We start from the raw sequence: 25,618 nt of genomic DNA, 5'->3' as shown, positions 1-25,618 counted from the left end.
GACAAGAGCCACTGCCGATTGTCGGGTGCCAGGACCTCCGTTACAGATCAGTCTCGGGACGTGGGTGACACGTCCGGCTAGACGATCATATGTTGGGATCCTAACGGTTGTCTGGGGCGCCTTGGGGGTTCGGCGTCGTGCTGATGACGTGGAGGAGTTGCCAGCGGGCTTCTTCCCATCGCGCGTAGCGGCCGGTGTCGGTGGCGTTTTCTGCGCCGGAGGTCTGTCTCTGGCCGGCGTGTTGCCCAGCGATCTTCTGCGCTTTCTCGGCGACGTCGATGACTGTGGGCTGATAGCGGACCTTGACTAGGTATCCGTGGGCTTCCAGTTGTCGTTGGCAGGCAGCCTTAACGGCGACAGCGGCGAGTACAGCGAGTTCGAGGGGCAGGCCGCGGCTGGGCCAGTACTCGTACATTCGCCTGTGTGCTGCACCGAGGTGAGTGGTCGGACCGCCGTGGAGGCAGGCACGGGCTGTGGCGAGGTAAGCGTCATGGACGTCAGGGGCGGCGAGGGCATCGCGGCAGGCCGCGCTGATGTGGTCAGCGAAGTCGAGTGACCACATCTTGGCCGAGGCGGTGTCTGCGGACTCCAGTACCTCGGTCAGCAGCCGCGGAACGATGATCACGACGACATTGTTGTCGGTGTTCGCTGGCGGCGGCCAGCGTAATTCGTGGTGGCAACACTGGGATGGCCGGGGTTTGTGGGTGGCCGGGGCATCGTCTTGACCGGCGGGGTGTTTCAGGCTTTCGGACTTTGAAACGGGCGATTGGTCTGGTGGTGGTGCGGGCGACCTCGGTGAGGAGTTCGTCGCACTCGTAGACGCGGACGGTGTGGTGCGCGGATCAACGGTGCGGGCGCGGTGAGCACCAGAGCCGAGCCGTGAACCTCGCCCGTCGCGCGTTGCCGCGTGCCCCGGTAACCGCCTGGCGCTGCCTTTCACATGATCGGTACGGACCGAAGGCGACCCGCAACATCGCCCCGTGGCTGACGAGATGGGCATGGGGCGACGGCGCCAACACAGCTTGCCCGGCTCGCCGACCGGCGCCGGGTCCCTGAGACGTTCTGGGTCGACTTCACGCCGACCAGTCGCGACAGGAGTTCGGGACGTTCCAGCTCTACCTGGGTGGGATCCCGATCCGGGACGGCAGCACAACCGCCCTGTACCCGCACTACCAGGACTTCTGCCGCCTCTGTGTTCTGGCCCAACAGCCCGGCCAGCAACACCGGAGGCGGTTGCACCTCGGCGACACCTTCGATCACCTGGGCATGTGCATAGAGATGACCGAGCTTGACGTGGTCTTCACTCTCACGACCCGGGCAGAGTGGGGTGCGCCGCCGCGATGGGCGCCGCCGGTGGGCACATGGATCCGGCCGAGCGTTCGCCGGTCCGATTTCATCGGAACCTGGCAGCGGGCAGAGCCGCGACTCCGATCTCTGCTGGCACTGCGGTAGCCAGGACTCCGCCCTGACCCCCGGCCCTCCTCGCAGATCAGCGAGAATCGGTCAGCCGGCGGGCGCCCTTCGGCCGACCACCGGTACGGCTGTCCGAGAACCTCGACCGCGACAAGGCCACGCCGCTACGCCTACGGCGAGCCCCGGCCCGCCGAGAGCCTCGGGCAGGGGCAAGCCTGCCCGACCGAGGAGATCCCGCCAACCGCCCGAACCAACTGCAGTAACCGGAATTGCGACTAGCCCTGATGACGGCCGGCCGCGTCCTCGAACACGAGCTGATACGGCGGCCGGCCCGTCGGCGGGTTCGGCCGTGGCCGGGGAAGTCCAGGACGTAGAACCGGGGCCAACACGTGGAAGGCGCGGCTGATGGCGACCTGGTCGTAGTCCCGGTAGTCGGCGGTCGCGAGCAGCCACACGCCGCCGGCCGTGAGCTGCCGGACCTCGGCGAAGGCCCCCGAGTCCCGCATCGCGGCCGTGCCGCCGAGACGATTGGCGAGCTCCGCCGGGACGATCGTCAGCCATGAGTAGCCACGCAGGTATCGGCGGCATTCGTTGACGGTGTGCTTCGGATGCCGTGACTCCTGTAGTGGGATCGCCCAGCGCGCTGCTTCGAAAGCTGTCGCCCCATCATCGAACCAGTAGGCGACATGCCCGAAACCAGGGTTGAGACGGTCCGCGTAGGAGAACAACGCCTCCAGCCACTGTGACTGCACGTCGGTGCCCGTCACGGGGTCGAGGAAGTGCTCCTCCCGGATGTAGGCGTGCAGCCGCACCCAGTCCGGTGACTCTGGTAGCAGCATCACGTCCAGGCTGAGCCGGTCGCCGCTGCGGTGTCCGTTCTCGTCGAACGCGCCGAACCACAGGTGTGCCTTGCGCACCGGCTCGCGTCGTAGCTCCTCTTCCAGCCAGGCCATTCCGGCCTTCGAGCAGTTCCGCTCCTCAGTCTTGATGTCGAAGTTCGCGGACCACCGTTCGTAATCGACGAGCCCGAACACGCTGCCGGGCTCGCCCAGCGGCCCGAACCTCTGTTTGCTCCTGGCGACCCGTGCGGGAAGCGGCTCCAGCATGTCCCGGACGTCCGGGGCAAGCCGCCGCGACATTCCGTCGAGCCAGTCGAGGGCCAGATCGGAGTGCTTCTTGGCCCCGATTTCAACGTTGAGCTGAAGATTAAGCGTGTACCTCACTGATCGCTCTCCGGGTTCCGTCACCGTCGATGGCCCGATGCGCGGGCCGATTTACCCTAGACGCCGGGCTCGCGGCACCAGCACCGGCATTGGCCACGGCCGGCGCACCGCGAAGAGCTTGCAACGATCGAACGGGCCATCCACGGGCCAGTAACCCGTGCCGCGACCGGTCACGAACGGGCACCAGCGGTCACCAACGCATCCGCCGCGACCAAGCGAGCCGTGCGTATCGCCCCGAAGATCGTCACCTTTCCAAACTGAAGGTGCAGGTTTCGTGGCATCATCCATCATCGGTGTCGTCCGTGGGAGCCGGTACAGAGGTGATGGTTGGGTGAGTGGCAGGTGGCCGAGCGAGCGCAAGGTAACCGCCCTGGCGGAGCTTAGCTTGCCCGCCCTGGGGGTCTGCCTGTTGTCCGTGGTTATGGTTTTCATAGTGATTGACTTCGTGCCCCATGAGTTCGATGGGCTGCGGGCGGCGCACTTCGGGCTGAGGGGGACGATCGAGGTACGCCGCTGCACCACGAGTGCCGGGAAGTGGTACGACTGCCGAGGCTCGTTTGTCGGTGATGATGGGGCGCGCATCGATGACGTTTCGTTGACCTCGCTCGGACGCGGACGGCCGCCCATGACTTACCGCGTGCGTGTCAGTTCCGCCACCGCCTCCCAGGCATGGGATGACAGTGGGTGGGACGGGGCGGCAATCATCGTTGTGCCGGGCTTTTACGGGATCGTCGGCTTCGTTGCCTATCGACTCTGGCGCAGCCGTCGACGCCGTAGACGGCGCGGCCGTGAAGACCCCTTCTACACACCGCGCCATCAGGGATAGGGGACGCGGCATCGATTCCGGGCCGCAGCGAACTTGATCTCGTTGATTGACCCCAGCGTCTAAACCCCAACGCTGACCCCAATCAACCGCGACGTACCCCACGCGACCAACCTCCCGACCCGGGTCGCCGGCCCTGACCGCGCCGCGCCCGTCCCTTGTAGTCGGAGGGTTGCGAGTTCAGCCCACCAGGGCTCGCCGCCGCCTGCCAGAGGACTTCGAACTCCCCACACGAGACCGGCTCAGACGGGCACTCGTCCGACGGCCCCGGAAATGCGCCGCCGGGCACCACCCCGTGTAGCTGTTGCAGAGGCGTCGCCAACGCGGTGATTGGCGGGGGAGCAGATTGGGAGCACGGGGTCGCTCGCAACGGCGCTGAACGGCTGCGAACGGGTGACATCGGCTGTGAACGGTCCGGCCTGGCCTGGGGTGCCTCGTATCGTTGCTGGTCACGGGCTTGGCGGACGTTCGCTGACACGGAAGAGCTCAAGGCATTCGGCGGCGCGTGGCGGGGCGGCATCAGTGCTGTTCATGGCGCGAATGCGAGCGATCGTTGAAAGGACCGTACGGGCATCTGGCCGTTATGGTGGGTGCAGATCGGGAGCGGGAACGAGAGCTCTTCCGTGTTGGGGAAGTTGTCATCGTTTCGGCCACGGTGACCTCACCGCACGACGCATCGGTCGTCTTCGACGCCAAGGTAACTCCTCGTCTATCCCCGAAACCCTGGCCGCACCTTGACGAGTTCAAGATGGCGACGGTTGGTAACGAGGGGTGCGGTTGGGGAGGCTTTGCGGCGGTAACGGCGTTCGTGTCGTCGGCTGTCGTGGGCGGGCTCGCGGAGGCCGGCTTACGTCGCTGCGTCGCGGTTCTTCAAAGAATCTTGTCGCTGAGGCAACCCGCTGCCACTCATACACGTCTATGCTGTAGATAGCTACAGCACACCGCTGGGGAGGGTGAGCGTTGACGTCGCGCGAATATCGGCCGGTGGCGAACGGGCTTCGAACGGATCATCCGATCCCGGACGTGCCCTTTGTGGACGACTCGCACATCCCCGTAGGGGAGTCCCGGGCGATCGAGGCAGTGGGCCGGAAGAAGGGCGACCAGATGTGGGGCCGCGAGGATCCGTGCAAGGAAGGCGGGTGGGCGGCGTTCACCACAGACCCGGTCCGTAAGGATTTGGCCTGGTGTGTGCGGTGGCACCCGGACCACGGCCGGTCGGTGATTCTCCTGCGCGACGAGGACTCGTCGGGCATGCATATGAGCTGGTGGGGTCCGGCTCTGCTGTTTCGTTCCGGCGGCTACTGGTGGGACGGCAGCACCTGGTACCGGCCGTCGCAGGTCTGGGATCGGGCTAGCGAGGACTATGTCCGCCGGCCGGTGCCGGCGGCGACCACGATCACCGCGGCCGACCTGCTCGCCGCCGGTGACGCGGACGCTGGCCGCGGTCGAGTGCTGCGGATTGAGGAGGTCGACGTCGATGCTCCTCTCGGCGGCCGGTGGCTTGACGACCTCGCCGCGTGGGCCGCCCACCGAGAAGCCCCGGACTCGTTGTCGGGCTGTGTGGTGAGGGTGACGGCTCCTGAGCTGTCGGCCGACGCGATGGTCGGGATCGGCGAGATGGCCGAGATCGCTGACATCGTGGCCTCCACCCTGCGGGCGTATCTGTCCCGCGGGGAAGGCGAGATCCCACCGCCGCAGGCGGTCGTGGCAGGGCGGAGCGTCTGGGCCCGTCCGGTGGCGGAGGAGTGGGCTGAGCAGCGTCGACGCTCCGGCGAGGGCACCGCCGAGACCATGTCCACAGTGCACAACGGCTCGTCCGTGCCGGTCGGGGTCGCTGACCTGTGGCAGTGGTTGTCGCGGGTGTTCTTCATGGACCTGTGGGACCGGCCTGATCGACGTCGGCGGTGGGCTCTGCGGTGGCGGACTCAAGCGGCCGTGCGGGATGTCGCCGACAGTCTTGGCTGGTCAGCGGCGGCCAGTCTCGACCGGATGATTCCGACACACGACCTGGCGGTGACGCTCCGGCACGCCGTGTTGAACGGGCTCTCCGAGGGACAGAAGCTCGGAAAGACGTTGGGGGATTCACCGGAGAGCATCAATTTTTACGGTGTAGCCCCGCCGGTCGCCCGGATGCTCGACTGGCTGATTCGGCACGAGCCCAGCAGCGCCGTGTTCGCGATCGGCGAGATCGTGGGCGAGGCCGAGCGAGACCTTGGCATCCCTCGCGACGTCACCGTCCACTCGCTTCACACCGCACTGGCCTTGGACGGCAAGCTCGAGGAAGGGGGTTACGTGGAGTTCTTCGATCGGATTCTCCTGCCAGACAAGTCGACCTGACCAATTCCTTGCCGCGACAGCGGCGACCGGATCGTCCTACCAGCTTCGGAACGTCTATGAGCAGCGCATGAACGCCGCGACGCCGACGAAGGGCGACTGCATGTCTCAGGCTCCAACGCTCGTGTCCGAATCGTCAACACAGGAACAAGAGCGCCGTGCACCGCAGGCACGCAACGCCGCTAGGTTCACCTCCCAAGCCAATATCGTGGGTCAGCAGCAGTCGAGAGTGGTTCCGTCCGAAGACGTAGGCATGAGCCGGCAACGTCCAACACCGGCGGACGCGGCGGTCATCGCTGAGTCCGACCTTGAGGTGTTGGCCGTGCTGGTCGACCTCACCGCCACGGCGGACAACACCCAGTGCCGCGACCACGCGTGGCCGTCTGACCTGGATCCCGACGGCGAGTGCGAGCAGTGTGGCCTTGCGTACAAGGATTGGTCGTTGTAGCGCGCAAACCGCCTGGCGGGTCGCCTGGGCGCATTCGCGGGATGGCCTTCAGCGTGACGACGGTGAACCGTTCGTGATACGGGAGCGCCCGGTGCCCGATCCAAGCGATGTCGAGGTGCGCGAGTGGGGCATTGCGCGAGCCGACAGGTGCTGAACGTGGCGGATGGCCCATCGCCATAGGTGGAACGGTGTTCGGGGGTTAACTCACGTCAACTTCCGAAGCTGTCGCGGGCACCTCATCATCGATCTGCACCACGGGATTGGTGTCGATCGCTCCGGAATGTGGCTGCGCCTGTGGATTGCCCGCGGGAGGCAGTGAGCGATTTGGATGGTTCTGACACTGTGGATGGGAATACTGCCTGTGGATAACCGACCATGGTTTCTGATGCTGGGTCAGGATGGGCCGCATGACGATGGCCCGTCCGGTCACCTGTCGCGTGTGCGCGCGCTGATGGGGTGGCACGCTCAGCTCGTCGGTGACGCTTCGCAACGGCACCGCCTGCAGCGGAAGCGGGTGGAACGCTGAACCGCAACGGCTTTGAGTGGAGCGGGCCCCATAGCGCCTCACCCACATTGTGGGTACCCACCTTCCCTGCGCAACGCGGTGGTCATACGCCCAGTCGGTGCTCGGCTGGTCCTCCGCGAGCAGATGGCTGACGAGATTGGTGATGGTCACGCTGCAGGGTTTGTCATGGCGGTCGGGTCGACGCGCGAGGAGGCGACGGGGGTATGAGCTCGTCCAGCCCGTTGGCTAGCCCCGGGGCAGGCGAGGCAGAAGGATCGGTTTCTCCCGGAGCGATTCTTCGGCGTACTCGGCTGCGGCGGCGTTGGTCTCAACAACGACTGATCTGGGAGATGCAGCAGATCGCTCGGAGAAGGAGGCTGAGCCTGCCGACGCCGGAATCGTTGAAGGCAATGGTGTCGCGGTGGGAGTGCGGGCATCGGGTGCCGGACAACTTCAACCGGCGGCTGTTGTGCGAGGCGCTGGGGATCGCGTTGTCGGACCTGGGGCTTGCCGAAGACCCGGACGTCCCAGATCTCCTATAGCGCAGCGGCGATCTTGCGCTTGGCGCGACCGGCACGAGGCTCGACAGGGACGCCATCGCTCGTGGTTAGGCGGTGGCAACGAGCTGGAGCATTGATGTCAGCGCCGAAGCGTATCCGTGCAGCGCGGCGGGAAACTCCAGGACGAGTTCGGTGGAGCCGGCTTGCCGATGCGCCGCCAGGGCGATGTCGTCGTAGTCGGTCGTCGCTGACGCGGGCAGTCGTTGCCTGATGACGCTGACCAGCTCGCTGTGGAAGGCGACCAGTTGTTCGTTGTGCCCGGCGGCGATTTCCTGGTCGAAGCGCGACGGGGGTATCTGGATCAGCGGCACCGATGTGTCGAGGTTGGCCAGCACGTGCGAGGGGAGCAGGCGCCCGGCCTCAGGTACCTGAGGTTGCCGTCCGGCGAGCAGGTCGGCGGCGACATTTGCCGCGTCAACGGCGTAGTTGGCCGCGACGACGGCGTACTCCGCGGTCAACATGTCGGCATAGGTCAGGGCCGACAGCGCGATGTTCCCGTGGGTGCGCTGACACCAGCGTAAAGACCGGCGGGTCGCGCTGACGGCAACGGCGGCTTCGCGGGCGCTGAGTTCAGCTGTCTGAGCATGGGTGATGGCGACGACTGCGGCATTGCAGGCTAGACCGAGGTCAACGAGTACGTCGACCACCGCGTCGGGCAGGTCGAGATCGGTGCTCGAGCCGAGCGGGTCGTGAGTGCTGAGGCTCAAAGGAGTCTCCCGTCGTCGGGCGGTGGTCGCGCTGTTGGCGGGACGTAGTCCTGGTTGGGCAGCCTCGGGGTGATCTGAATGCCTCTCCTGCAGTCGTCCCCATCTTCGGTTCGGCCGCAACCTGCGTCAACTACCGGCCGTCTCACCGGTAAGCGGCTATCTGAAATCTCGGTGGAATTCGCCGTACCAGGAGGACGTTACGGCGGCCTGGCTCGTGGGTCCGGTACGAGGAGCTGCTGCTCGTCCGCTCGGTGACGCATGCCGAGCTCGGTGAGGGTGGTGCCGTCGCCGTCGGAACCTGGGCAGGCCGGCGTTCGGCAGTGTGACGAGTTACTTCTCCACGGTGATCGGGTACCGGGGACAGTGCGGTGACCCGGATGCCGCGCCCGCCCGGGTGTGTGTGGAGAGTACCGCCTTCCACCCGGTGCCGACCGCCGCGGTCCCTGCCTGTCCAGCAGGGCCGCCACGCCGCGCCAACGGATGGTCGACAAGCATGCCGAACACCGCGAGTACGTGCAGCTCGCGGGCGAAGACCGGCCCGAAGTACGGGACTGGGTATGGCCGGCCGACCGCGAGCATGAGACGCGTCCGTAGCGGCGGCTGTCCCGTCCATCCCCGGGTCTCATGTCAGGGTCGAGCTGGGACGGACCGAATGCGGCGGGCGTGCGAAACTGGTCTCCTCGGACCGGCGTCAGGGAGTCAAACGATGACGGACAGACGGATGTCCCAGAACCTGGACTACCGGATGCGCACAGCGGTGTCGGGGCTTGCGCTGACCGCGGCCCTGCTCGCCACCACCGGGCCGGCCTGGGTCGTGGTCGCCGACCATCCTCGGATCAGCTGGAATCTGTGGGCGGTCGCCGCCGGACGTCCGAGCAATGGCCAGCCTCCCGTGGACAGCACCCAGAGCTGGGGCCGCGCGATGCTCGGCGTTCTGCTGCTGACCGCTTTGCTCGCGCTGGTCACGGCGGCGGAGGCGACATTCGCCTGGGCGGTCGCGACCGGTGTCGCGGCGGCTGCGGCGTTCGCACTTGAGATCGGATTCCATTACGGCGCCCGGTACAATGTTTACGGCAATTCTTACATGTACGCGATCAACGGCGCCGGCGCGAAAGTGGTCCTGTTGATGACCGGCCTGTTGGTCGTGTGGGCCATCGTTATCGCGGGGTTCGCCCGCAGTTCCCCGACGGCTCCCGTCGCGGTCCAGCAGGGCCCGGCCAACCTGGACGAACTCTCGCTGTAACTTGGCGCGCACATCACCCCATTAGTGGGTATTGACATGCAGGGGCGGTAAGTCAACCTTCTCGCGGCGTCCGCCGAATGTCGGAGTGTTACCGGTGGCCACCGGATGATCGGCCATGCTCCTCCGGATACCACATCGATCCGATCTGACTGCGAGGAAACCATGAGGATCAGCAGCTATTCGGGTTTCGCTTGGTCGCTGAACCGTTTATTTAGCCGCGACACGTTCCACGCTGACCGACATCCACGGCGTGGGATACATCATCGCCACGTGCTGATCTGCTGACGAGCAAGTGGGTGACATACCGTCTCTGAGGCAGCGATTGTTGCTTCCGGCCGCCGGCCCGCCAGGCTACGTGCTGGTGTTCTTCGATGCGCTGACCGCTGTGTTGGGGTGCTGGCTTCCGCGAGCGCAGGCCAGACAATCATATCCGCGATCTTCGCCTGAAACCGCAGCAGCCGATTACCCTCGAACCGGACACGTGCGAAGAACGGCATTGTCTGCCCCGCATCGCCGCCGAGCGTCCCTGGCACTGAAACTTCGGTGAACCTGTTCTTCTGCCGGTCATGGTCGCTGGCGACCTCGCACGGGTAAGACGGCTCGACCTGCGTGACCTGCCAGGTACTGTTCCAGCACGGGTGTTCGCCCCACGCTGGCTCGCTTGGGATCATGGAATCATGTTGCCGGGCTACGGCTAGCGACGGGGCGGCCAACGCGCTATCGCACGCCGCGCCCGTTGCCCTCCCCCTGACTCGCGAACCGCCGCAGCCGATAGATCCGCTCCATTCACCTGCCAGTCAGCGGCAGCGCACCGTGTTGCGGGGACGCTGCAGCGTCAACCCCCGTCAACTGTCCGATGGCGAGCCCAGACGGCATCGTCGATGGGGTCATCACCGCGTCTTTTGGATGAGGCGGGCGTCGATTGGCGTCCAACAGGGGAAGGGTCGCCGTAGCGGGTGGAGTGGTCACCCGCACCGGGCTCGCGAACCGCGTGGTGATGGCGAACGGGGGGATCCACCCGTCCTGGTCCCGACTCCAGCGTGGCCAGGGCGGGTGGTACAAGCCCCGGCCCGGCAGCGCCGGGCCACGGACATCCACATCAGGGCAACCGCGCTGAGGAGGCGACCCATGTCGGCACGCGGGCCAGGCTGGACATCGGATCCGGTCGCGGAGGATCGCTCGGGTGGGGACATGGTTCCCCCAGCACCGGCGGTGCTGTTGGGCCGAAGGGCGCTCGGCCGGCAGCCGGTGGCCACGCAGCCTGTTGTGGCGCCGGCCGCGTGGGCTCTGGTGCCGACACCGAGTCATGTGCTGCCGCCCAGGGCGGTGCCGGCGGAGTTGCGGGGCGAGTCATCCGTGGATGGTCTCTGGTTGAGGGCGGCGTCGCTACGCCCGGGCGGTGCGCTGGTCTGTGTGTCGTCGGCGGATGGGGGAGTGGGTCGTTCCACGCTGGTTGCCGCGCTGGGTTCCCTGTTGGCGTTGGCTTGTCCGCAGCCGCTGATCGCGGTGGACATGACCGGCCGCCCGTGGGGTGGCCTCGCGCACCGTGTGCGGCGCCGCAGCCCGGGCACCGTGTGGGACGCAGCCCGGCATGGGGGTGGCCTGACCGACCGGGGCCAGGTGCAGCGGTGGACGCAGCTGGGACCGACTGGCCTTGAGGTGCTGACCGGGGAGCCGGAGATGACGTCGGCGCGCCGGCCTCCGCTGTACTCGGAGGTCGCGGTCCTGGTCGCTGCGCTGCGCCGGTTGTACCCGGTGGTCCTGGTCGACCTGTCGCCCGCTGATCAGCGAAGCACCTGGACGGCGTTGGCCTGGGCCGCGGCGCCGGTTCTGGTCGCCCGGGCGGGTGTGGACAGTCTGCAGCACACGATGCGGCTGGTGGCGCGGATGCGCGCGGTTGGGTTAGCCGATGTGGTGGAGCGCTGCGTGGTCGTGGTGATGGAGACGTCGCCGAGCCCGCCGCGTCAGGTTCGTGCCGCGCAGATCCAGGCCGCGCAGGCGGTCGGGGACCTGGTGCCGGTGCCGTATGACGGGGCGTTGGCCCGACCGGAGCCGGTTGACGTCCGGTCGTTGCGTCGCGTGACCCGCGGTGCGTTGATGCGGGTGGCGGTGGCCGTCCTGAACCGGTGCCCGGCCGATCCCCACCTCGTCGCCACAACCCAGCCCGAAACGACCGGACGCGACGAAGGGACAAGCTGATGCTGGAAACCACGGGGGCGTGGATCGCGGCGGCAGCAATCAGCCACGGCGCGGGTTGGCTGGCGGTGCCGTCGCCGCCGCCGGGTTCGGGAGGCGGCTTCGACTGGGGGAAGGTCCATCCGGACCCCACGGCGGTGCCGCGCTCCGACCTGTTCTACACGATCATGAACGCGCTGATGTTCATGGGCGGCGTGGCCGCGCTGTGCGGCTTTGTGGCCGGACTCATCGCGTTCGGCGTCGGTCCGATCTTCGGCGCGCACATCATCAGCGACCGCGGGAGAAGCATGATGTGGAAGGGCGCGTTGATCGCCGTTCTGGTCGGGTCCGCGACCACCATCATTCCCTGGCTGATCTCTCAGTAGCCGGGATTCAGGTGATGACGAGATACAAGCCGGTGCCCGGCCCCGGATCGGCCGTGGGACGCCTGACCCTGATCGCGGTTGCCGTGCTGCTGATCGGAGGCGGCGTCGCGGTCGGCCGCTGGTCGGCACCTCAGACGCACAGCGGGTCGGCCGGGCCGGCCGCGCCGGTGGGCATTGCCTACAGCAATGGGGTACCGACCGGGTTTCCGGCGACGGTGCGGGGCGCGGGGGACGCCGCCGCCTGGTTCGAGACGTTGCTGGCCGACGTGGGCTCCGAACCGTCCGACCGGGCGCGGGCGTTGATAGCCGCACTGGTCGCACCCGACGCCGGGAACGGCCTCGTGGACGCGTTGATGCCCAGCACGGGGCGGGTCGGCAACACCAACATCTCGCAGACCGTTGTGGCCCGGGTGTGGGCCGCCGGATCCAGCGACCCCACCACGTTGACGGACGGCGTCCGTGTCGACGTCGAAACCTACGGTGTCGGGCTGTTCGGGCCGCGCACCGACGGCGCCATCGCGGGCCCGGATGCGGGGTTGGCCGGCGGCTGGGTGGTGCACCCAATGACGCTGGAGTTCACACCGCACGGGTGGGCGCTGTTCCAGGTGCACACGCCCGCACCGGCGCCGCCACCGGATGTGCGCGGCGCGACCCGCGACGGGTCACCGCGCGACACGCAGGTATTGGCCAGAGTCCTGGGCCCCGACAGCTGGATTCCGGAGATGCCATGACGGCACCCATCCCACCCGCCGTGGCCAGGGAGCGCAGGAGCCGCGTCCACGGATCCCGGACGCTCGCGCCATGGTCTCGTGCCGGCGGCAGGGTCGTTCTGGTCGTGGTGTGCGGGCTACTGCTGGTCGCGGCTACCGGAACCCGAGCGACGGCCAGCCCCACCCCGGGGCCGGGCCAGCCCACTCCGACCGCGTCACCGACCGGCAGCGGCGGCCCGGGCGGCGACGCGAACTGTGCGGCGCCGAACCAGGTGCGCCAGGTGCGGTGGTGCTTCGCCTGGGTCATCCGCACCGACACGCCCCCGCGGGGCGCCCCGTCGCACTGGCTGACCGTGTGCAGCAGGGCGACAACCGACGATGAAGCCAACGCCTGCGACGCGGCCTCACTGACCCTCGACAGCCCACCACCGGACAACACCCCATCAGTGCTGCTGGACGGCCCGGCCGACAACACTGACGCGTCGCTGGTCGACTGCGACCAGTTCACCCGGCGCGCCGCAGGCGACCACGTCCACGCCGGCGCGTGGAACGCGAAAGCGCAGCGATGCCGGCAGTTCGGCGCCTACTACCTGTCGAAGCTCGACGACCCGGATCCACCCACGCCGTGTGCCCGCACCGATGTCGCCTGTCAGGTGCAGAAGGGTGTGAGCAAGGCGCTGGGGGCCGGCATCCGGATGGGCATCCAGGGCGTGGTGGACCTTGCGGTGCAGGGCATGACGTATCTGCTGTCGTGGCTGGCGAAGATGGTGTTCACCGCCACGTCCATCGGAGCCCCGGACAACACGTTCTTCCTGGTCTACAACACCAGCGCGGGAATCCTTCTGCTGCTGGTGTTCGTGTTCTTCCTGATCTCGGTCATCGTCAACGGGCTGCGTGTTCACGGGCCGGGCCCGGTGGCCACGCTCGGCGGCCTGGTCCGCGCGATCCTGGGTATCACCCTGGCCGGCGGCATCGCCTGGGTGGTCACGCAGGCGTGGGACGAGGCCACCGACGCGCTGATCGACCGCAACATCGGCACCCCGTGGGATCCGTCCCGGATGGTGACCGCGATCACCGACCTGTCGGCCGGGGTCGGGACCGGGTTCGTGGCCCTGGTGATTGCGCTGCTGTCCATTCTCGGGCTGATCCTGTTGTTCATCATGATGCTGTTCCGTGGCCTGTTGGCCACCGGTGCGGCGTTGTTCGGCGCGATGGCGATGAGCGGGCAGGTGATCGCCGAGGGGCGGGTCTGGGGCCGCCGGTGGTTGTGGACCGTCAACGCGTTGGCCAGCAGCAAGTTCTTCATCGTCATGCTGTGGATCTACGGCAGTCGTGCCGCGTACGAGTCGAACGAGCTGATCACCAGTCTGCGGGCGATGCTGATGATCTGGCTGATGGTGCTGACCCCGGCGGTGCTGCTGCGGCTGACGTCGATCTGGGACGGCTATCTGAGCGATGTCAACGCCGCCGGGGTGTGGACCGCCGCCAGCCGCGGTGTCGGAGACGCGGTCGGCGACCTCGACGAGAGCGGGCAGGGCGGCGGTCCGGGCGGAGCCGCCGCCGAGGCGATGAACGCCAACGCGGGCGGTATCCCGACGACACCGACCGGTGCGGCAGCGCCGGCCGCCGGCCTGCGTGACGGGCCGAGCCGGCAGGCCGCCGACGCGGTCAGCACCGGCGCCGACGGAGAGAAGTTTGGGGATCCGGGCCTTGCCGGCGGTGGTGGGGAGCCGGATGACGACCGGGACACCGACGCGGCCGGCGCCGACCAGAGTCATCACCCGAATGGCGCGGAGGCCGACGGGATCGACGCCGGAGCGACCGGCGCCCGACACGATCTCGCGTCGGGCGAGCTGACCCCGCCCGGCGACACGACCGGCGTATCCGGGTCGCTGCCGGCCACACCCCACGCGGCCGGCGTAGACGTCGGCAACCCCGTCGGTGCCATGACCGGTACCGGATCCGGGGCCGCACAGCAGACGGGTGCCGCGGCGGGCGGGGACAGCGGTGCGGGAATCAGCGGACCCGGCCAGGCACCCACCGCATCGACCGGCGGCGCGGCCGGCGCGGCTGACGTTCCGATCGTTCCGGTGTGAACAGGAGGCAACCCTGATGACCCAGTTCCAGTTCCCGCCGCGTTCCAGCCGCGGCGCGATCCTCGGCTTCACCTGGTCGCAGATGACGACCACCGTGCTCGGTGTGCTGGCCGGGGTGGTCGCGCTCAACCTGGTCCTCGCCGGCCGGCGCCCCGCCGGGTTGGGCATGGTCGCGCTCGCCGCGGTGCTGATCACCGCTGGGCTGCTGCGGCTGCGGGGCCGGCGGGTCACCGAATGGGCGCCGGTGATCTGCGGCGCCCTGGTCCAGGGTGCGCTGAGGCAGGACCGCTACCGGGGTGGCCCTTTCGCCGCCAGCGATACGTTCATGGATCTGCCGGGGCCGGCCGCCGGGTACGTGTGGCTGCCTGCGGTCGCCGCCGACGGCACCACCGAGATCGGGCTGCTGCACCACCCGCGCGAGCGGACGGTGACCGCCGCGCTGTCGTGTGCCGGCACGAACCTGCTGCTGGCGGACACGTCGGTGCAGGAGCAGCGCCTGGTCGACTGGGCGCAGGTCCTCAACATCCTGGGCACCGAATACGCCGACGCGGGTCTGGTGCGGTGGTCGCTGTGTTCCCGGGCGGTGCCGGACATCGGCAACCGCGCCCAACGGTTCCTGGCCAACCGGGCGGTGGACACCACCAGTGTGGCGTACCGGTCCCTCGCGGAGTTGACGGCGGCCGCCGCGGCGGCGGCGCAGCGCCACGAGATCTACCTGGCGGTGGTGTTCGACACCGCGCGCATGTCGGGACAGATCAGCGACGCGGGCGGCACCGACGCCGCGATCGCCACCGTGGTGCTGGACAAGCTCGCCGGTATCGAGACCACGGTCGCCGACGCCGGGGTCGGCACCCGGGGCTGGTTGTCGCCCCGCGCCTACGCCGCGGTGCTGCGCACCCAGTACGACCCGGCCGATCAGGAAGTCGTCGACCTGCGTGGCGGCGCATTCGGTGGGGTGGCCGCCGGCGCCGATCCGAGGCTGGGCGGCCCGGTGGCGGCCGAGACGGTGGGCTGGTCGACGTACCGGCACGACTCTGGGGTCAGCCGCGCGTTGTGGGTGGCGCAGATGCCTCGGCAGCTGGTCGGCGGAACCTGGCTGACTCCGCTTTACACCCGCACGACCTGCCGCCGCACGGTGACCCTGGTCGCGCAGCCGATCCCGGCCGCGCTGGCCGCTTTCGCGTCCCGGCGGGAGCAGGTCAACCGTGCCGGGGACGAGGTGACCCGCCGCAAGATGCGCCTGGTCCGCACCGCCCGCGACGCGCAGGAAGCCCAGGCGGTCGCCCAGATCGACCGGGAGCAGGCGTCCGGCCATGTCCGCTACCGGTACGCACTCCTGGTCACGGTCACCGCGCAGGACGGGGAGGCGCTGGAGCGGGATGTGCGGCAGGTCAAACGGCTGCTGTCCCGGGCCGGCTGCGAAGCCGTCACGTTGTATGGGGAGCAGGACCAGGCGTTCGCTGCCGGCGCCCTGCCGCTGGCTCGTGGACTGAAGCCGGTGCGGGGGTGGTCGGCGTGAGCCGGACACCTGGGCTGCGACGGGAGGGGTCGCTGCGCGACCGGATCGCCGAGAGTGTCGCCCGCCGCGACGTGCGGCAGGCCGCCGCCGCGCTGCGCGCCCAGCAGCGGGCACTGCTGCGCGACGCGCGGCGGCTGGCCAGGCCACCGGCCGCGGACAGGCGTGGTGGGGTCGGTCCGGCCGCTGGACGCGCCTACTGGCCGCTGCGGCTGCCACCGCTGGTGACCACCTCCGCGCAGCTGTGCTCGGTGTATCCGTTCGTCGCCGACCCCGGCCTGCCGGTCGACGGCGCCCTGATCGGCACCGAGGTGTACTCCCGGTCGGCGTTCAGTTGCAGCCTCCACGAGCTGTACCGGGCGAAGATCATCACCGCGCCGAATGCCGTCGTCACCGGGGAGATCGGCTCCGGCAAGTCCAGCCTGCTCAAATGCCTGGCGTTTCGCGGCGTGCCGTTCGGCATCCGGTTCTACATCAGTGACGTGAAGGGGGAGTACGACGCGCTGGCCGCCGCGACCGGTGTCGTGCCGGTGCGCGTCGGCCCCGGGCACGGCGTGGTCATGAACCCGCTCGCCGGAATCCGCCGCCACCGGTCGCAGTCCGAGACGCAGTGGGTGGCGCTGCAACGCACCCGCCGCCTGCTGCTGCTGGAAGGGCTGCTGGAAATCGAGCTGCGCAGCCCGCTGACCGAGGCCGAGCGGTCCCTGGCCGAGTTCGCCCTGGACGCGGTGACGCGTGCCGACGACGCAACCAGCACCGCGCGGATGCCTGAGCCGACGCTGTCGGCGGTGCTGGACGCGGCCGGCGACCCCGCCCGGTGGCGGCACCGCCTGAGCCGGCTCAACTACCCGGTCGACGACTTCGTGAACGATTCCCGCCGCGTACGCCTGGCCCTGGAACGGGCGGTGACCGGGGTCATCGGCGGCATCTTCGACGGCCCCACCACCCGCAGCGCGTCGCTGGACTGGGCGCGGGCCGGGGCGATCCTGGACCTGCGCGATGTGCGCGGCAGCGACCAGATGACGGCGATGGTGACCAGCTGCGCCCAGTCGTGGCTGGAGGCCGAACTGTCCGCCCCCGACGCGCCGCCCCGGCTGTGTTTCTACGACGAGTTCGCGCTCATCGCCCATCACCTGCCGCTGGTGCGGCGGATGCGGGAACAGGTGAAGCTGGCCCGCGTCTACGGCATCGGCAACATCTTCGCCTTCCACCGCTTCAGCGACCTCGCCGCGGCCGGGTCCGCCGACTCCGAACAGGTCCGCATCGCCCGCGGGCTCATCGAAGACACCGGTGTGCGGATCTCCTACCGGCAGGAGACCGGGTCGCTGGACCAGGCGCGAGAGTTCCTCGGCACCACCGACGTGGAAACCGATCTGCTGCGCCACCTGCGCCAGGGCGTCGGCCTGTGGCGGATCGGCACCCGCTCCTTCGTCGTCAAACACCAACTCTCCACCGTGGAACGCCCCATGGTTCACACCGACAGCCGGATGAATGTCGTGCCCGGCATCGACAACCTGACCGACGCCGACCACGAGGTCCGGCTGGAAGCCGCGGCCACCGGAGAGGCGGCCTGATGCGAACCCCGCCGCTGTCATCCCCGGCGCATCACCTGCCCCGCCGCGGCCTGATGCGCGCGGACCTGCTGACCCGGCTGGGCATCCTGGCCGTCATCGCGGTGGTGCTGCCGACCGCGGCGTGGTCGCTGTGGCTGGCCGGGCAACTGGGCGGCCTGCTCACGCACGGGTGGCCCCACTGCAGCGCCGGGCAGGCGCCCGGTGTCGCACTACGACTGATGGCACACCCCGGCCACCCAGCGGCGGCGTGGCCCGCGGCGGCCCGTACCCGGGTTCCCGGGCCCTGGCTGGTCTACCCGCTGTGGCTGCTGTTGTTCGCCGCACCCCTGGTCACCGTCGCCACCCCTGGCGTCACGGTGGCCCGGCGGTTCGCCCGACGGCGGGGCTTCGCCCGCCGCGCCGACCTCAGCCGGGTACTGACCGCTGCGGCGGTTCTCGCCCGCGTCGATGTGGTGCGGCCCGGTCTGACCATCCGCGACGGCGACGACCCGCCCACCCGCGCCGACAAGCAACGCCGACGCACCGACCCCCTGGAAGTCGGCCGGTTCCTCGGCGCTGACGTCTTGACGAACACGCCGCTGTATCTGGCCAACGAGTACACGTTGCTCGCCGAGGCCGTCGCCCGGTTCGGCAACAAGACCACCCGCCTGGTGATCCCCGCCGTTGTCGACGCCCGCGGCGCGGTCCTCACCACCTCCACCCGCCTCGACGTCGCCGAAGTGACCTACGACCTGCGCGCCGCACGCGGACCGACGTCGATCTTCGAACCGCAGGGTGAGGTGCCCGGGGTGCCGCGGCTGCGCTGGTCCCCGATCGAAGGCGCGCAGGACCAGGTGATCGCGATGCTGCGCGCCCAGGGCTTCGCCACCGGATCCGGGATCGGTGACGAGTCAGTGGAGAACGGCAAGTGGTTCCGCGACCAGGCCGCCACCGTCATCCGTGGGCTGCTGCACGCCGCCGCGCTGGACGAGTCCGCCACCATGGTGGACGTCCTGGCCTGGTCGCAGAACCCCGCCAACAGCCGCCCGGAGAACATCCTGCGCCACCACGGCGTCGACTCCTGGGCCGACCGGCTGACCCGGCACCGGGAGACGACCGGCCGGGCCCGGGACACCATCCAATCCGTTGTCGCCGGCGCCTTGGACGCGTTCAACGACCCGCGAGTGCTCGCGGCCTGCTCCCCGCCGCGCGGTCAGCAGTTCAGACCCGTCGAGTGGCTCCGGGACCAGGGCACCCTGTATCTCGTCGGCACCCGTGACGCCCAGGCGCTGATCGCGCCACTGCTGTCCGCGATCACCGAGGACATCGTCTACCAGGCCAAACGCCTCGCACTGGTGGCACCAGGCGGACGCGTCGAACCCGCCCTGTACTTCATCGGCGACGAGATCGCCAACATCGCTCCGATTCCGTCGCTGCCGTCGCTGATGACCGAGGGCGGTGGTGCCGGCATCGCGGTCAGCATCTACTGCCAGAACAGCCATCAGCTACGCGAACGGTGGGGAGACAAGGGCGGCAGATCCATCGAGGATGCCGCCAACGCCCGCGTCCTGGTCGGCGGGTCCGTCGACGTCACCGGCCTGCGCGACGCCCAGGCACTGGCCGGGCAGATCGTCGAAGTGTCCTCCAGCGCATCCTGGGGGTCGGGCCGCGCCAGCGTCAGCGAAAGCGTCCGCCGGGAACACCTGCTCGACCTGGCGGAACTCCGGACCATGCCCGAAGGCCACGCCCTGATCCTGGTCGGCAACCTCCCCCCGGTCGAAGTCGCGATACCGGCCTGGTGGCAGCGACCCGACGCCGCCGCGCTGAGCGCGGCCCGGGACGCGTTCCGCCACCGACTCGCCGCGGCGGCCTGACATGACCACCGACGAGTTCGCCTTCGACCTCCCCGACGACGCACCACCGGACATGCGGGCCATCGCCATGCTCGGGCAGGGACTGAGCACCCTACGCGCGGCCGTCGCCGACCTGGCCGAACAGCACCGGCAGCTGCGCGACCAGGTCGCCGGCCTCGGGCCCGGCGGCCGGGGTGGGGCCCAGGACACGGTGCCAGGCCCGTTGCGGTGGGCTGACCTGGACCGGACGCAGGCCAGCACCACCTGGATCCGGCTCATCAACTGGGTCGGCTGGTTGACCGCCCGGTATCAGCTCGCAGAGGAACTCCCTCACTGCTGGGCCCACCATCCGCCCCTGGTGGAGGAGCTCACCGCGCTGGCCACCGCGTGGCACGCCGCATACGACGACGGCGCGGCCTCCGACGCCGGCCTGCACTGGCTGGATTCCCTCGCCCGCACCCGGTCACGGATCCGGGAATGGGATGACCACACCCGCTGCCGCAACGGCACCCACAACGAACGTCACATCGACCTGCCCTGGCCGGCGGACTGGCGCGACCAGGCACTCGACGTCGCACTCGCGGACGTGGCCACCCGACCCTTTCCTGAAGACAGCGGCTCGGCAGGACGACTCGGTGACCAGCCATGAGTCAACCCGCGCCGATCACCTCCGACCACTCCTGGGATGAGCTGCTGCGGATGGTCGAAGACCTGACGCGGGCAGCCGCCCGGACCTATGACGACATCCGCGCCTTCCACGAACAGGAGCGACCCATGCGAGAACCAGACCACGATCCGGACAACGACGTTCGCCCAGTTCGCCTGACCGCCCTCGACACGGGCGATGCCGCCGACCCGTACGACCCCGACAGCCGACGCGCCACCGACGAGCACGACCTCCAGGACGACGAACGGCGGCGGGAGCAGGACGAGTTGCAGGCACGACAGGACGAGATGGACCTGGAGCTGTAACCCCGGCACCGGTGGCCGTACGGCGGCCTCATCACCGCGCCGACTCGTCCGATCCTGCCCATCCACACACGGGGGAATCCGCATGCATCACACCGCCAGAATCAGCCGCGCCACGGTAAGCGCCCTCATCGCCCCGCTCCTCCTGGCCGCGGCGTGCACCGCGGCGCCCAGCGACCGGTCCCCGTCGCCATCCGCCTCGGACCACACCGTGCCCGGCGGCAAGCCAGGCGCTGCGGCACCGACGACAAGCCCAGGCGACGACGACGGAGCGTTCCCGCTGGCCAGCATGGCCGCGACAGGGCAGGCGATCGAGGTCGCCCGCCGCTTCGCGGCCGCGTGGAGTCGCCCGAACCTCGACGCGCAGACCTGGCTGGCTGGCGTCCGCGTCTACACCGCACCGCACTACGCGGCGCTGCTGGCAAGCGTCGACCCGGCCAACGTCCCGGCGACCACCGTCACCGGACCGCCCACACCGGTGTCCTCCACCACCGTGGTCCTCGTCGTTGACGTCCCGACCGACGCCGGCACGCTGCGCGTCACCTGCGACGACATGGCCGGACAGTGGCTGGTCGTCACCACCGGCTGGGAGGCACGATGAGCCGGCGGCGAGGGTTCATCGTGTTAGCGGTTTTCATCGTCATGTCCGTGCTGTGCGGACTACCGCTGCTTGCCGCCGTGACCGACTCACCGCCCGCCGCGGCGTGCGCGGCCACCCCTGAGAGCACGAACGCCTCGGCCGCCGCGGTGGTGGTACGGACCGGCCAGGCGGGAGCGATGGGCCGATGGAACGCGACGCAGGTTGCCAACGCCGCCATCATTGTCGCCGTCGGCAAAGACCTGAAGGTGCCACCCCGCGGCTGGGTCATTGCCGTCGCGACCGCGATGCAGGAGTCCAGTCTGACCAACTCGTCCAGGGCCACCGACCATGACTCCGTGGGCCTGTTTCAACAGCGGCCCAGTCAGGGTTGGGGAACCGTGGCTCAGATCATGGATCCGGTCTACGCGTCGCGGAAGTTCTACCTGAAACTGTTCACGGTGCCGCATTGGGCGACGCTGCCGCTCACCCAGGCCGCCCAGGCGGTGCAGCGTTCAGCGTTCCCGGACGCGTACGCGAAGTGGGAGAATGACGCGCAGCAGGTCGTCGCTGCGGTCGCCGGCGTCGCCTCGATCAATGACCTGGCTGGTGCCGCGCTCGTCGACTGCCGCGACCCCGCCGCCATCTCCTCCGGCGGCTGGGTCCAGCCCGTGCGTGCGCCGATCGTGTCGGGGTTCCGCACATCCGATCGGCCGACCCATCAGGGCGTCGACCTCGCCGCCGCCCGAAACACCGTGATCCGCGCCGCCGCGGCCGGCCGGGTTGTGTGGGCCGGCTGCGATCCGGCAACCGGCAACTGCGACATCGACGGCAGCCTCCAGACACCCGGCTGTGGCTGGTACGTCGAAGTTCAGCATTTCGAAGGCGTCGCCACCCGCTACTGCCACATGGTCAGCAAGCCGTTTGTCGTCTTCGGGCAGACCGTCGACGCCGGCGACCCGATCGGCGCGGTCGGCGCCAGCGGACACGTCACCGGACCCCACCTGCACTACGAGGTCCACACCGGCGTCGCCTGCGACGACAAGCGGTGCTCGCTCACCAACGCCAACGCCATCGATCCGGTCCCGTGGATGGAGCAGGTGGGAGCGCCGTTGGGGACCCAGGTGAGCTGAGGCTTCCCACACTCGATGGCGCCCTTTCCGATCGGCCGACGCCGCGGCGACTCCGTCCACTCAGCCACAGCGGCCAAGGTGGATCCGCGTAGCAGTCATCGACACCCTGCTGGCGAAACGGGCAGCCGGCCACTCCGACCGGTCCAGGAGGCGTCAGGGGCACCGGACTCCGCGCGGCGGATCCGTTGAGCTTGCCCGCCGTCCTTGCGCTTCAGGGAATACGACCGGCGGGTGGCGAGGGTGAACCAGTCAGGATGCCGTAGAAGCCGATCGTGCCAGTCGGCTGCCCTGCATCGCGGGTCGGGGAAGCGAATCAAGGTTCCTAGGATGCTTTAGTGTGAGAGGCGGTGCTCACGTCAGGGCGGGATGCGCTGCGCGGTGCATCGCACGGCTTTGAACTGCGGCACCGCCCACGCAGCCGATGGCGGTGAGTGGTCGGCACCGCCCAGGCATTTGGTGGCGCCGGTGGCCGGCTAGGCTGCGGGCGGCTTCAGCGGCGGTCAACGGGCGTCAACTTCACCCGGGCTGGTGGTTCCGGAATCCTCGTGGATGTGATCGACCCGAGTTGGAATCTGCTTCAGCAGCCTGGTGGAAATCGTGGTGCCGTGGGTGCCTTCAGTCGCTCGCTGATCGTCGGCGACCTGGCTTCGCTGATCGGTGAAGGATCACCCGCACGGTGGCCAGTCAACGATCCACCCTCGGCATCGACCGGGACCGCGAGCGAGCATCTCATCGCCATTGACGCCCACTCAGCGCATGAGCGGGACACGCTCATCGCCGCGGTCATCCGGCGGCTCGATCAGATGGTGGGGCGGCTGACTGACCTGAGTTGGGCTGGCTTCGATGTCCTTCGAGTGACGTGCGCGCATGGCCACATCGGAGTCCGGGAGTTGACCCGGCGCGCCGGAATGCCCGGCCAACCATTTGGTCCGGCCGTCGACCTGCTCGTAGCACGGCAGCTGGCAGCCGTAGTCGGCGAACCCCATCATCCAACGCCGGCGCTGCATGCGACCGCAGCCGGGTGCGGCGTCGTCCGCCGGGTCGGGCCGGCGGTCGCGGTGGAGGAGCGGCGGGTGCTGCATCAGGTCACCGCCGTGCGGGCGGTCACGGGCGGGTTTGCGCCATAGCGGGTCCGGTGACGACATTCGCTAGGCCGACATCACGATCGCTCCAGACGGGAGGGGAGAGCAGGATGGGATCGACGCCACAGCGGGTCATCGACGACGGCCAGCGCGGACCGGACGAGCCGGCGACGCATAGCCCTGCGACGCCGTCCGGGACCGCCGACGTCACGACCAGTCCCGATTGCCAGGACAGCGTCGGAAGCGATCCGGTAGCCGCGCCGCTTCCGGCAGCGATCGTGCGTGGCAGCGCCGTCCATCGGCCTGGTGCGCATCGCGCACCTGAGCCAGCGCTGCGAGATCGAGGAGCGGCGGCATTTCCTCGCGGGTCCTGGTTCATGGCTGGCAACTACCACTCGGACCTCCACCTCAGTGGTGCCTGCGGTGGGCGCCGTGCCGCGGGGTGGCACCGGCGCAGTGGGCTGTTGGCACGTCTGCTGGTCGCACGGCTGTTATCCGGCCGGATGGTGCTGCCGTGAACGGCGCGACATTCGGGGCGCCTGGCGTCGGGGCTGGTGCCGGTACCGATCAGCAGCGACAGGCGGACGGGCCGACGACGGACCTGGTCCGGGCGGCCAACGTGGTGCGTGTGCACCTCGAGCGCGCAGTGCTACGGGAGTTCGGGCTGCGCTGGACCGGCTTCGACATTCTGCAGCTGGTCTGCCACCGACGGCGCGTCGAGACCCGCACGGTGGCCGCGGCGTTGGGCATCTCCAAGGGCACTGTCACCGGCATCAGCGCTCGTCTGCTCGCGCTCGGGCTCATCCGTCGCCACACCCAGCCGGCGGACCGCCGGCGGGTCGTGCTGGCACCCACGGCCGCCGGGTGGGAGCTGACGCACCGGATCATGCGCAGAGTCGCTGCGGAGGAGAACCTGATGCTGCGCCGTACCAGCCCGCTGCCCGAGTCAGGCGCCTTGGCGGTGCTGCGTTGCGTCGCCGATGCGTGTCCACCAGCTGGCCCGACCCCACCGACCTGACCGTCGGCAGATCCGTCACGCGCGACAACAGGCGCCGGCAACCGGCCGGCACCGCAACGGGGGAGACAACATGGAACGGAACCGACGACAACGCCCGCCTGCGATCATCCGGATGACGGTGGCGTGTGCCGCGCTCATCCTCGGCACGTTCACGACCAGCGGCGTCGCTGATGCCCACCCGGCACCGGCCCGGGCACATTGCCAACGCCACACACTGCCGGTCCAGCTGTCACCCGACGCCCGTACCCGCTACCGGGTCGTCGGCTGGCTGTGCACCGACGGGGGCAGTCTGCGCGGTAAGGCCGTGCAACTGCTGGTCTCCGGCCTGACCTATGACCACCGGTACTGGGACCTGCCCTACGACCCGGACGAGTACTCCTACGTCCGTGCGGCGACCGCCGATCACCAGGTGGTGTTCAACATCGATCGCATCGGCGTCGGGCAGAGCGACCGTCCGCCGGCCGACCAGGTCACGGTGCCCGCCGAGGCGTATGCGATCCATCAGGTTGTGCAGGCCATGCAGCACGGCTCGCTCGACGGCCTGCCCCGGTTCCCGACCGTGGTGACAGTGGGACACTCGATGGGCTCCGCGATGATCATGTACGAGGCCGCCACCTACCATGACGTCAGCGGCCTGGTCCTGAGTGACTACCTGCACGCGATCGACCCCGCGCAGGGCGGGCGGGTGTCCGCGTCGTTCGTGCCGGCCGACGCTGACCGGCGTTTCGCCGGTCAGCACGTGCCCGCCGGATACGTGACCACCACGCCAGGCGCGGCCACCCGGTTGGCCGACTTCTACCACGCCTCGGACGCGGAGACGGCTGTTGCGCGGCTTGATGACGCGATCGCGCAGACAGCGACCAGCGGTGAACTGGAGGGGCTGGCCATCGCCCGTTACCGGGCCGTCGGCCAGGCCATCCGGGTACCTGTGCTGGAGGTCGTGGGGGAGAACGACTCCCTGGACTGCAATCCGACCGTCGGGCTGATGTGCCACAGCACGGCGGATGTCTGCGCCAGGGAGTTGCCGTACTTCCCGCCCGCCGCGCACCTGACGACGTTCGTGCTGGCCGGCGCCGGTCACTCCATCAACCTGCACTACCACGCCGATCGCTGGTTCAGCGCGGCCATCACCTGGATCGACACCCTCGACCGCGGCTCACGCCCAGGCGCCTTCCGCGCGGACGGACACGAACCTGCTTCTGACGCCCTCGCTGGGCCGGGGCTCTGTCGCCGACGCCCTCCGCAAACTCCCGCGACCGGCGGCCCGCACCCATCACACTCCTGAGAGGAACAG

Annotated in this window: 23 protein-coding genes; 18 read left to right on the top strand and 5 right to left on the bottom strand. The window is 69.1% G+C overall.

Going from position 1 to position 25,618, the window contains the following annotated elements; genetic code table 11:
* Positions 1 to 100 precede the first annotated feature (100 nt).
* Positions 101 to 625 (bottom strand): hypothetical protein, encoded by a 525-nt coding sequence (locus Raf01_RS35425; RefSeq protein WP_203922462.1) that lies wholly within the window; start codon positions 623 to 625, stop codon positions 101 to 103.
* Between the two features lie 1,063 nt (positions 626 to 1,688).
* Entirely contained in the window at positions 1,689 to 2,636 is a 948-nt protein-coding gene (locus tag Raf01_RS35420) for a hypothetical protein (RefSeq protein ID WP_203922461.1), read from the bottom strand.
* 433 nt (positions 2,637 to 3,069) lie between these two features.
* On the opposite strand from Raf01_RS35420, the gene Raf01_RS35415 reads away from it, so the two are divergent.
* From Raf01_RS35415 to Raf01_RS35405, 3 genes are all read left to right on the top strand, one after another.
* Positions 3,070 to 3,462 carry a hypothetical protein gene (locus Raf01_RS35415; RefSeq protein ID WP_203922460.1) on the top strand — a complete coding sequence of 131 codons (393 nt, stop codon included), beginning with the start codon at positions 3,070 to 3,072 and terminating at the stop codon, positions 3,460 to 3,462.
* Positions 3,463 to 4,482: 1,020 nt separating this feature from the next.
* Positions 4,483 to 5,796, top strand: a complete 1,314-nt coding sequence (locus tag Raf01_RS35410) for a MerR family transcriptional regulator (protein WP_239134223.1) — start codon at positions 4,483 to 4,485, stop codon at positions 5,794 to 5,796.
* A gap of 67 nt (positions 5,797 to 5,863) precedes the next feature.
* Entirely contained in the window at positions 5,864 to 6,241 is a 378-nt protein-coding gene (locus Raf01_RS35405) for a hypothetical protein (protein WP_203922458.1), read from the top strand.
* 199 nt (positions 6,242 to 6,440) lie between these two features.
* Here the strand turns inward: Raf01_RS35405 and Raf01_RS35400 are convergent, their stop codons facing one another.
* The 3 genes from Raf01_RS35400 to Raf01_RS35390 all read right to left on the bottom strand — a co-directional run bounded on the left by Raf01_RS35400 (position 6,441) and on the right by Raf01_RS35390 (position 8,592).
* Positions 6,441 to 6,917 (bottom strand): hypothetical protein, encoded by a 477-nt coding sequence (locus tag Raf01_RS35400; RefSeq protein WP_203922457.1) that lies wholly within the window; start codon positions 6,915 to 6,917, stop codon positions 6,441 to 6,443.
* Positions 6,918 to 7,353: 436 nt separating this feature from the next.
* Positions 7,354 to 8,013: a hypothetical protein gene (locus tag Raf01_RS35395; protein ID WP_203922456.1), complete on the bottom strand. Its 660-nt coding sequence runs from the start codon at positions 8,011 to 8,013 to the stop codon at positions 7,354 to 7,356.
* 330 nt (positions 8,014 to 8,343) lie between these two features.
* Positions 8,344 to 8,592, bottom strand: a complete 249-nt coding sequence (locus Raf01_RS35390) for a hypothetical protein (protein ID WP_203922455.1) — start codon at positions 8,590 to 8,592, stop codon at positions 8,344 to 8,346.
* Positions 8,593 to 8,719: 127 nt separating this feature from the next.
* Here Raf01_RS35390 and Raf01_RS35385 point away from each other — a divergent pair, with 127 nt between their 5' ends.
* The 15 genes from Raf01_RS35385 to Raf01_RS35315 all read left to right on the top strand — a co-directional run bounded on the left by Raf01_RS35385 (position 8,720) and on the right by Raf01_RS35315 (position 25,609).
* Positions 8,720 to 9,256 (top strand): hypothetical protein, encoded by a 537-nt coding sequence (locus tag Raf01_RS35385; RefSeq protein ID WP_203922454.1) that lies wholly within the window; start codon positions 8,720 to 8,722, stop codon positions 9,254 to 9,256.
* Between the two features lie 1,434 nt (positions 9,257 to 10,690).
* Entirely contained in the window at positions 10,691 to 11,455 is a 765-nt protein-coding gene (locus Raf01_RS35380) for a hypothetical protein (protein WP_203922453.1), read from the top strand.
* The gene (locus Raf01_RS35375; protein WP_239134222.1) at positions 11,455 to 11,817 is read left to right on the top strand and encodes a hypothetical protein; all 363 of its coding nucleotides are present in this window, start codon (positions 11,455 to 11,457) and stop codon (positions 11,815 to 11,817) included. Before Raf01_RS35380 ends, Raf01_RS35375 begins: the two co-directional genes overlap by 1 nt.
* A gap of 14 nt (positions 11,818 to 11,831) precedes the next feature.
* Positions 11,832 to 12,548: a hypothetical protein gene (locus Raf01_RS35370; RefSeq protein ID WP_203922452.1), complete on the top strand. Its 717-nt coding sequence runs from the start codon at positions 11,832 to 11,834 to the stop codon at positions 12,546 to 12,548.
* On the top strand, positions 12,545 to 14,623 hold the full coding sequence (locus Raf01_RS35365; protein ID WP_203922451.1) for a hypothetical protein: 2,079 nt from the start codon (positions 12,545 to 12,547) through the stop codon (positions 14,621 to 14,623). The genes Raf01_RS35370 and Raf01_RS35365 overlap by 4 nt, the downstream gene beginning before the upstream one ends.
* Before the next feature lie 16 nt (positions 14,624 to 14,639).
* Positions 14,640 to 16,142: an SCO6880 family protein gene (locus Raf01_RS35360; RefSeq protein WP_203922450.1), complete on the top strand. Its 1,503-nt coding sequence runs from the start codon at positions 14,640 to 14,642 to the stop codon at positions 16,140 to 16,142.
* On the top strand, positions 16,139 to 17,713 hold the full coding sequence (locus tag Raf01_RS35355) for a putative type IV secretion/conjugal transfer ATPase (protein WP_239134221.1): 1,575 nt from the start codon (positions 16,139 to 16,141) through the stop codon (positions 17,711 to 17,713). Before Raf01_RS35360 ends, Raf01_RS35355 begins: the two co-directional genes overlap by 4 nt.
* Entirely contained in the window at positions 17,713 to 19,566 is a 1,854-nt protein-coding gene (locus Raf01_RS35350; protein WP_239134220.1) for a type IV secretory system conjugative DNA transfer family protein, read from the top strand. Before Raf01_RS35355 ends, Raf01_RS35350 begins: the two co-directional genes overlap by 1 nt.
* 1 nt (position 19,567) lies before the next feature.
* Positions 19,568 to 20,194, top strand: coding sequence for a hypothetical protein (locus Raf01_RS35345; RefSeq protein WP_203922449.1), 627 nt, complete (start codon positions 19,568 to 19,570; stop codon positions 20,192 to 20,194).
* Positions 20,191 to 20,517 carry a hypothetical protein gene (locus tag Raf01_RS35340; protein ID WP_203922448.1) on the top strand — a complete coding sequence of 109 codons (327 nt, stop codon included), beginning with the start codon at positions 20,191 to 20,193 and terminating at the stop codon, positions 20,515 to 20,517. The genes Raf01_RS35345 and Raf01_RS35340 overlap by 4 nt, the downstream gene beginning before the upstream one ends.
* Positions 20,518 to 20,599: 82 nt before the next feature.
* Positions 20,600 to 21,115, top strand: a complete 516-nt coding sequence (locus Raf01_RS35335) for a hypothetical protein (protein ID WP_203922447.1) — start codon at positions 20,600 to 20,602, stop codon at positions 21,113 to 21,115.
* On the top strand, positions 21,112 to 22,224 hold the full coding sequence (locus Raf01_RS35330) for a M23 family metallopeptidase (protein WP_203922446.1): 1,113 nt from the start codon (positions 21,112 to 21,114) through the stop codon (positions 22,222 to 22,224). Before Raf01_RS35335 ends, Raf01_RS35330 begins: the two co-directional genes overlap by 4 nt.
* Positions 22,225 to 22,769: 545 nt before the next feature.
* Positions 22,770 to 23,351 carry a winged helix DNA-binding protein gene (locus tag Raf01_RS35325; protein WP_203922445.1) on the top strand — a complete coding sequence of 194 codons (582 nt, stop codon included), beginning with the start codon at positions 22,770 to 22,772 and terminating at the stop codon, positions 23,349 to 23,351.
* Positions 23,352 to 23,820: 469 nt separating this feature from the next.
* On the top strand, positions 23,821 to 24,324 hold the full coding sequence (locus tag Raf01_RS35320; RefSeq protein ID WP_203922444.1) for a MarR family winged helix-turn-helix transcriptional regulator: 504 nt from the start codon (positions 23,821 to 23,823) through the stop codon (positions 24,322 to 24,324).
* 112 nt (positions 24,325 to 24,436) lie between these two features.
* Positions 24,437 to 25,609 (top strand): alpha/beta hydrolase, encoded by a 1,173-nt coding sequence (locus tag Raf01_RS35315; RefSeq protein ID WP_203922443.1) that lies wholly within the window; start codon positions 24,437 to 24,439, stop codon positions 25,607 to 25,609.
* Positions 25,610 to 25,618: the final 9 nt, after the last annotated feature.

The sequence above is a fragment of the Rugosimonospora africana genome (genome assembly GCF_016862975.1).
Lineage (GTDB): Bacteria > Actinomycetota > Actinomycetes > Mycobacteriales > Micromonosporaceae > Rugosimonospora > Rugosimonospora africana.
This window is presented reverse-complemented; position numbering and strand designations above follow the sequence as displayed.

Bases quoted from the DNA above. Each gene is read 5' to 3' on its own strand.
- Raf01_RS35340 (WP_203922448.1), top strand. From the start codon at position 20,191: ATGAGTCAACCCGCGCCGATCACCTCCGACCACTCCTGGGATGAGCTG.
- Raf01_RS35370 (WP_203922452.1), top strand. From the start codon at position 11,832: ATGACGAGATACAAGCCGGTGCCCGGCCCCGGATCGGCCGTGGGACGC.
- Raf01_RS35390 (WP_203922455.1), bottom strand. From the start codon at position 8,592: ATGCTCGCGGTCGGCCGGCCATACCCAGTCCCGTACTTCGGGCCGGTC.
- Raf01_RS35335 (WP_203922447.1), top strand. From the start codon at position 20,600: ATGCATCACACCGCCAGAATCAGCCGCGCCACGGTAAGCGCCCTCATC.
- Raf01_RS35315 (WP_203922443.1), top strand. From the start codon at position 24,437: ATGACGGTGGCGTGTGCCGCGCTCATCCTCGGCACGTTCACGACCAGC.
- Raf01_RS35385 (WP_203922454.1), top strand. From the start codon at position 8,720: ATGACGGACAGACGGATGTCCCAGAACCTGGACTACCGGATGCGCACA.
- Raf01_RS35345 (WP_203922449.1), top strand. From the start codon at position 19,568: ATGACCACCGACGAGTTCGCCTTCGACCTCCCCGACGACGCACCACCG.
- Raf01_RS35365 (WP_203922451.1), top strand. From the start codon at position 12,545: ATGACGGCACCCATCCCACCCGCCGTGGCCAGGGAGCGCAGGAGCCGC.
- Raf01_RS35330 (WP_203922446.1), top strand. From the start codon at position 21,112: ATGAGCCGGCGGCGAGGGTTCATCGTGTTAGCGGTTTTCATCGTCATG.
- Raf01_RS35350 (WP_239134220.1), top strand. From the start codon at position 17,713: ATGCGAACCCCGCCGCTGTCATCCCCGGCGCATCACCTGCCCCGCCGC.
- Raf01_RS35360 (WP_203922450.1), top strand. From the start codon at position 14,640: ATGACCCAGTTCCAGTTCCCGCCGCGTTCCAGCCGCGGCGCGATCCTC.
- Raf01_RS35405 (WP_203922458.1), top strand. From the start codon at position 5,864: ATGAACGCCGCGACGCCGACGAAGGGCGACTGCATGTCTCAGGCTCCA.
- Raf01_RS35375 (WP_239134222.1), top strand. From the start codon at position 11,455: ATGCTGGAAACCACGGGGGCGTGGATCGCGGCGGCAGCAATCAGCCAC.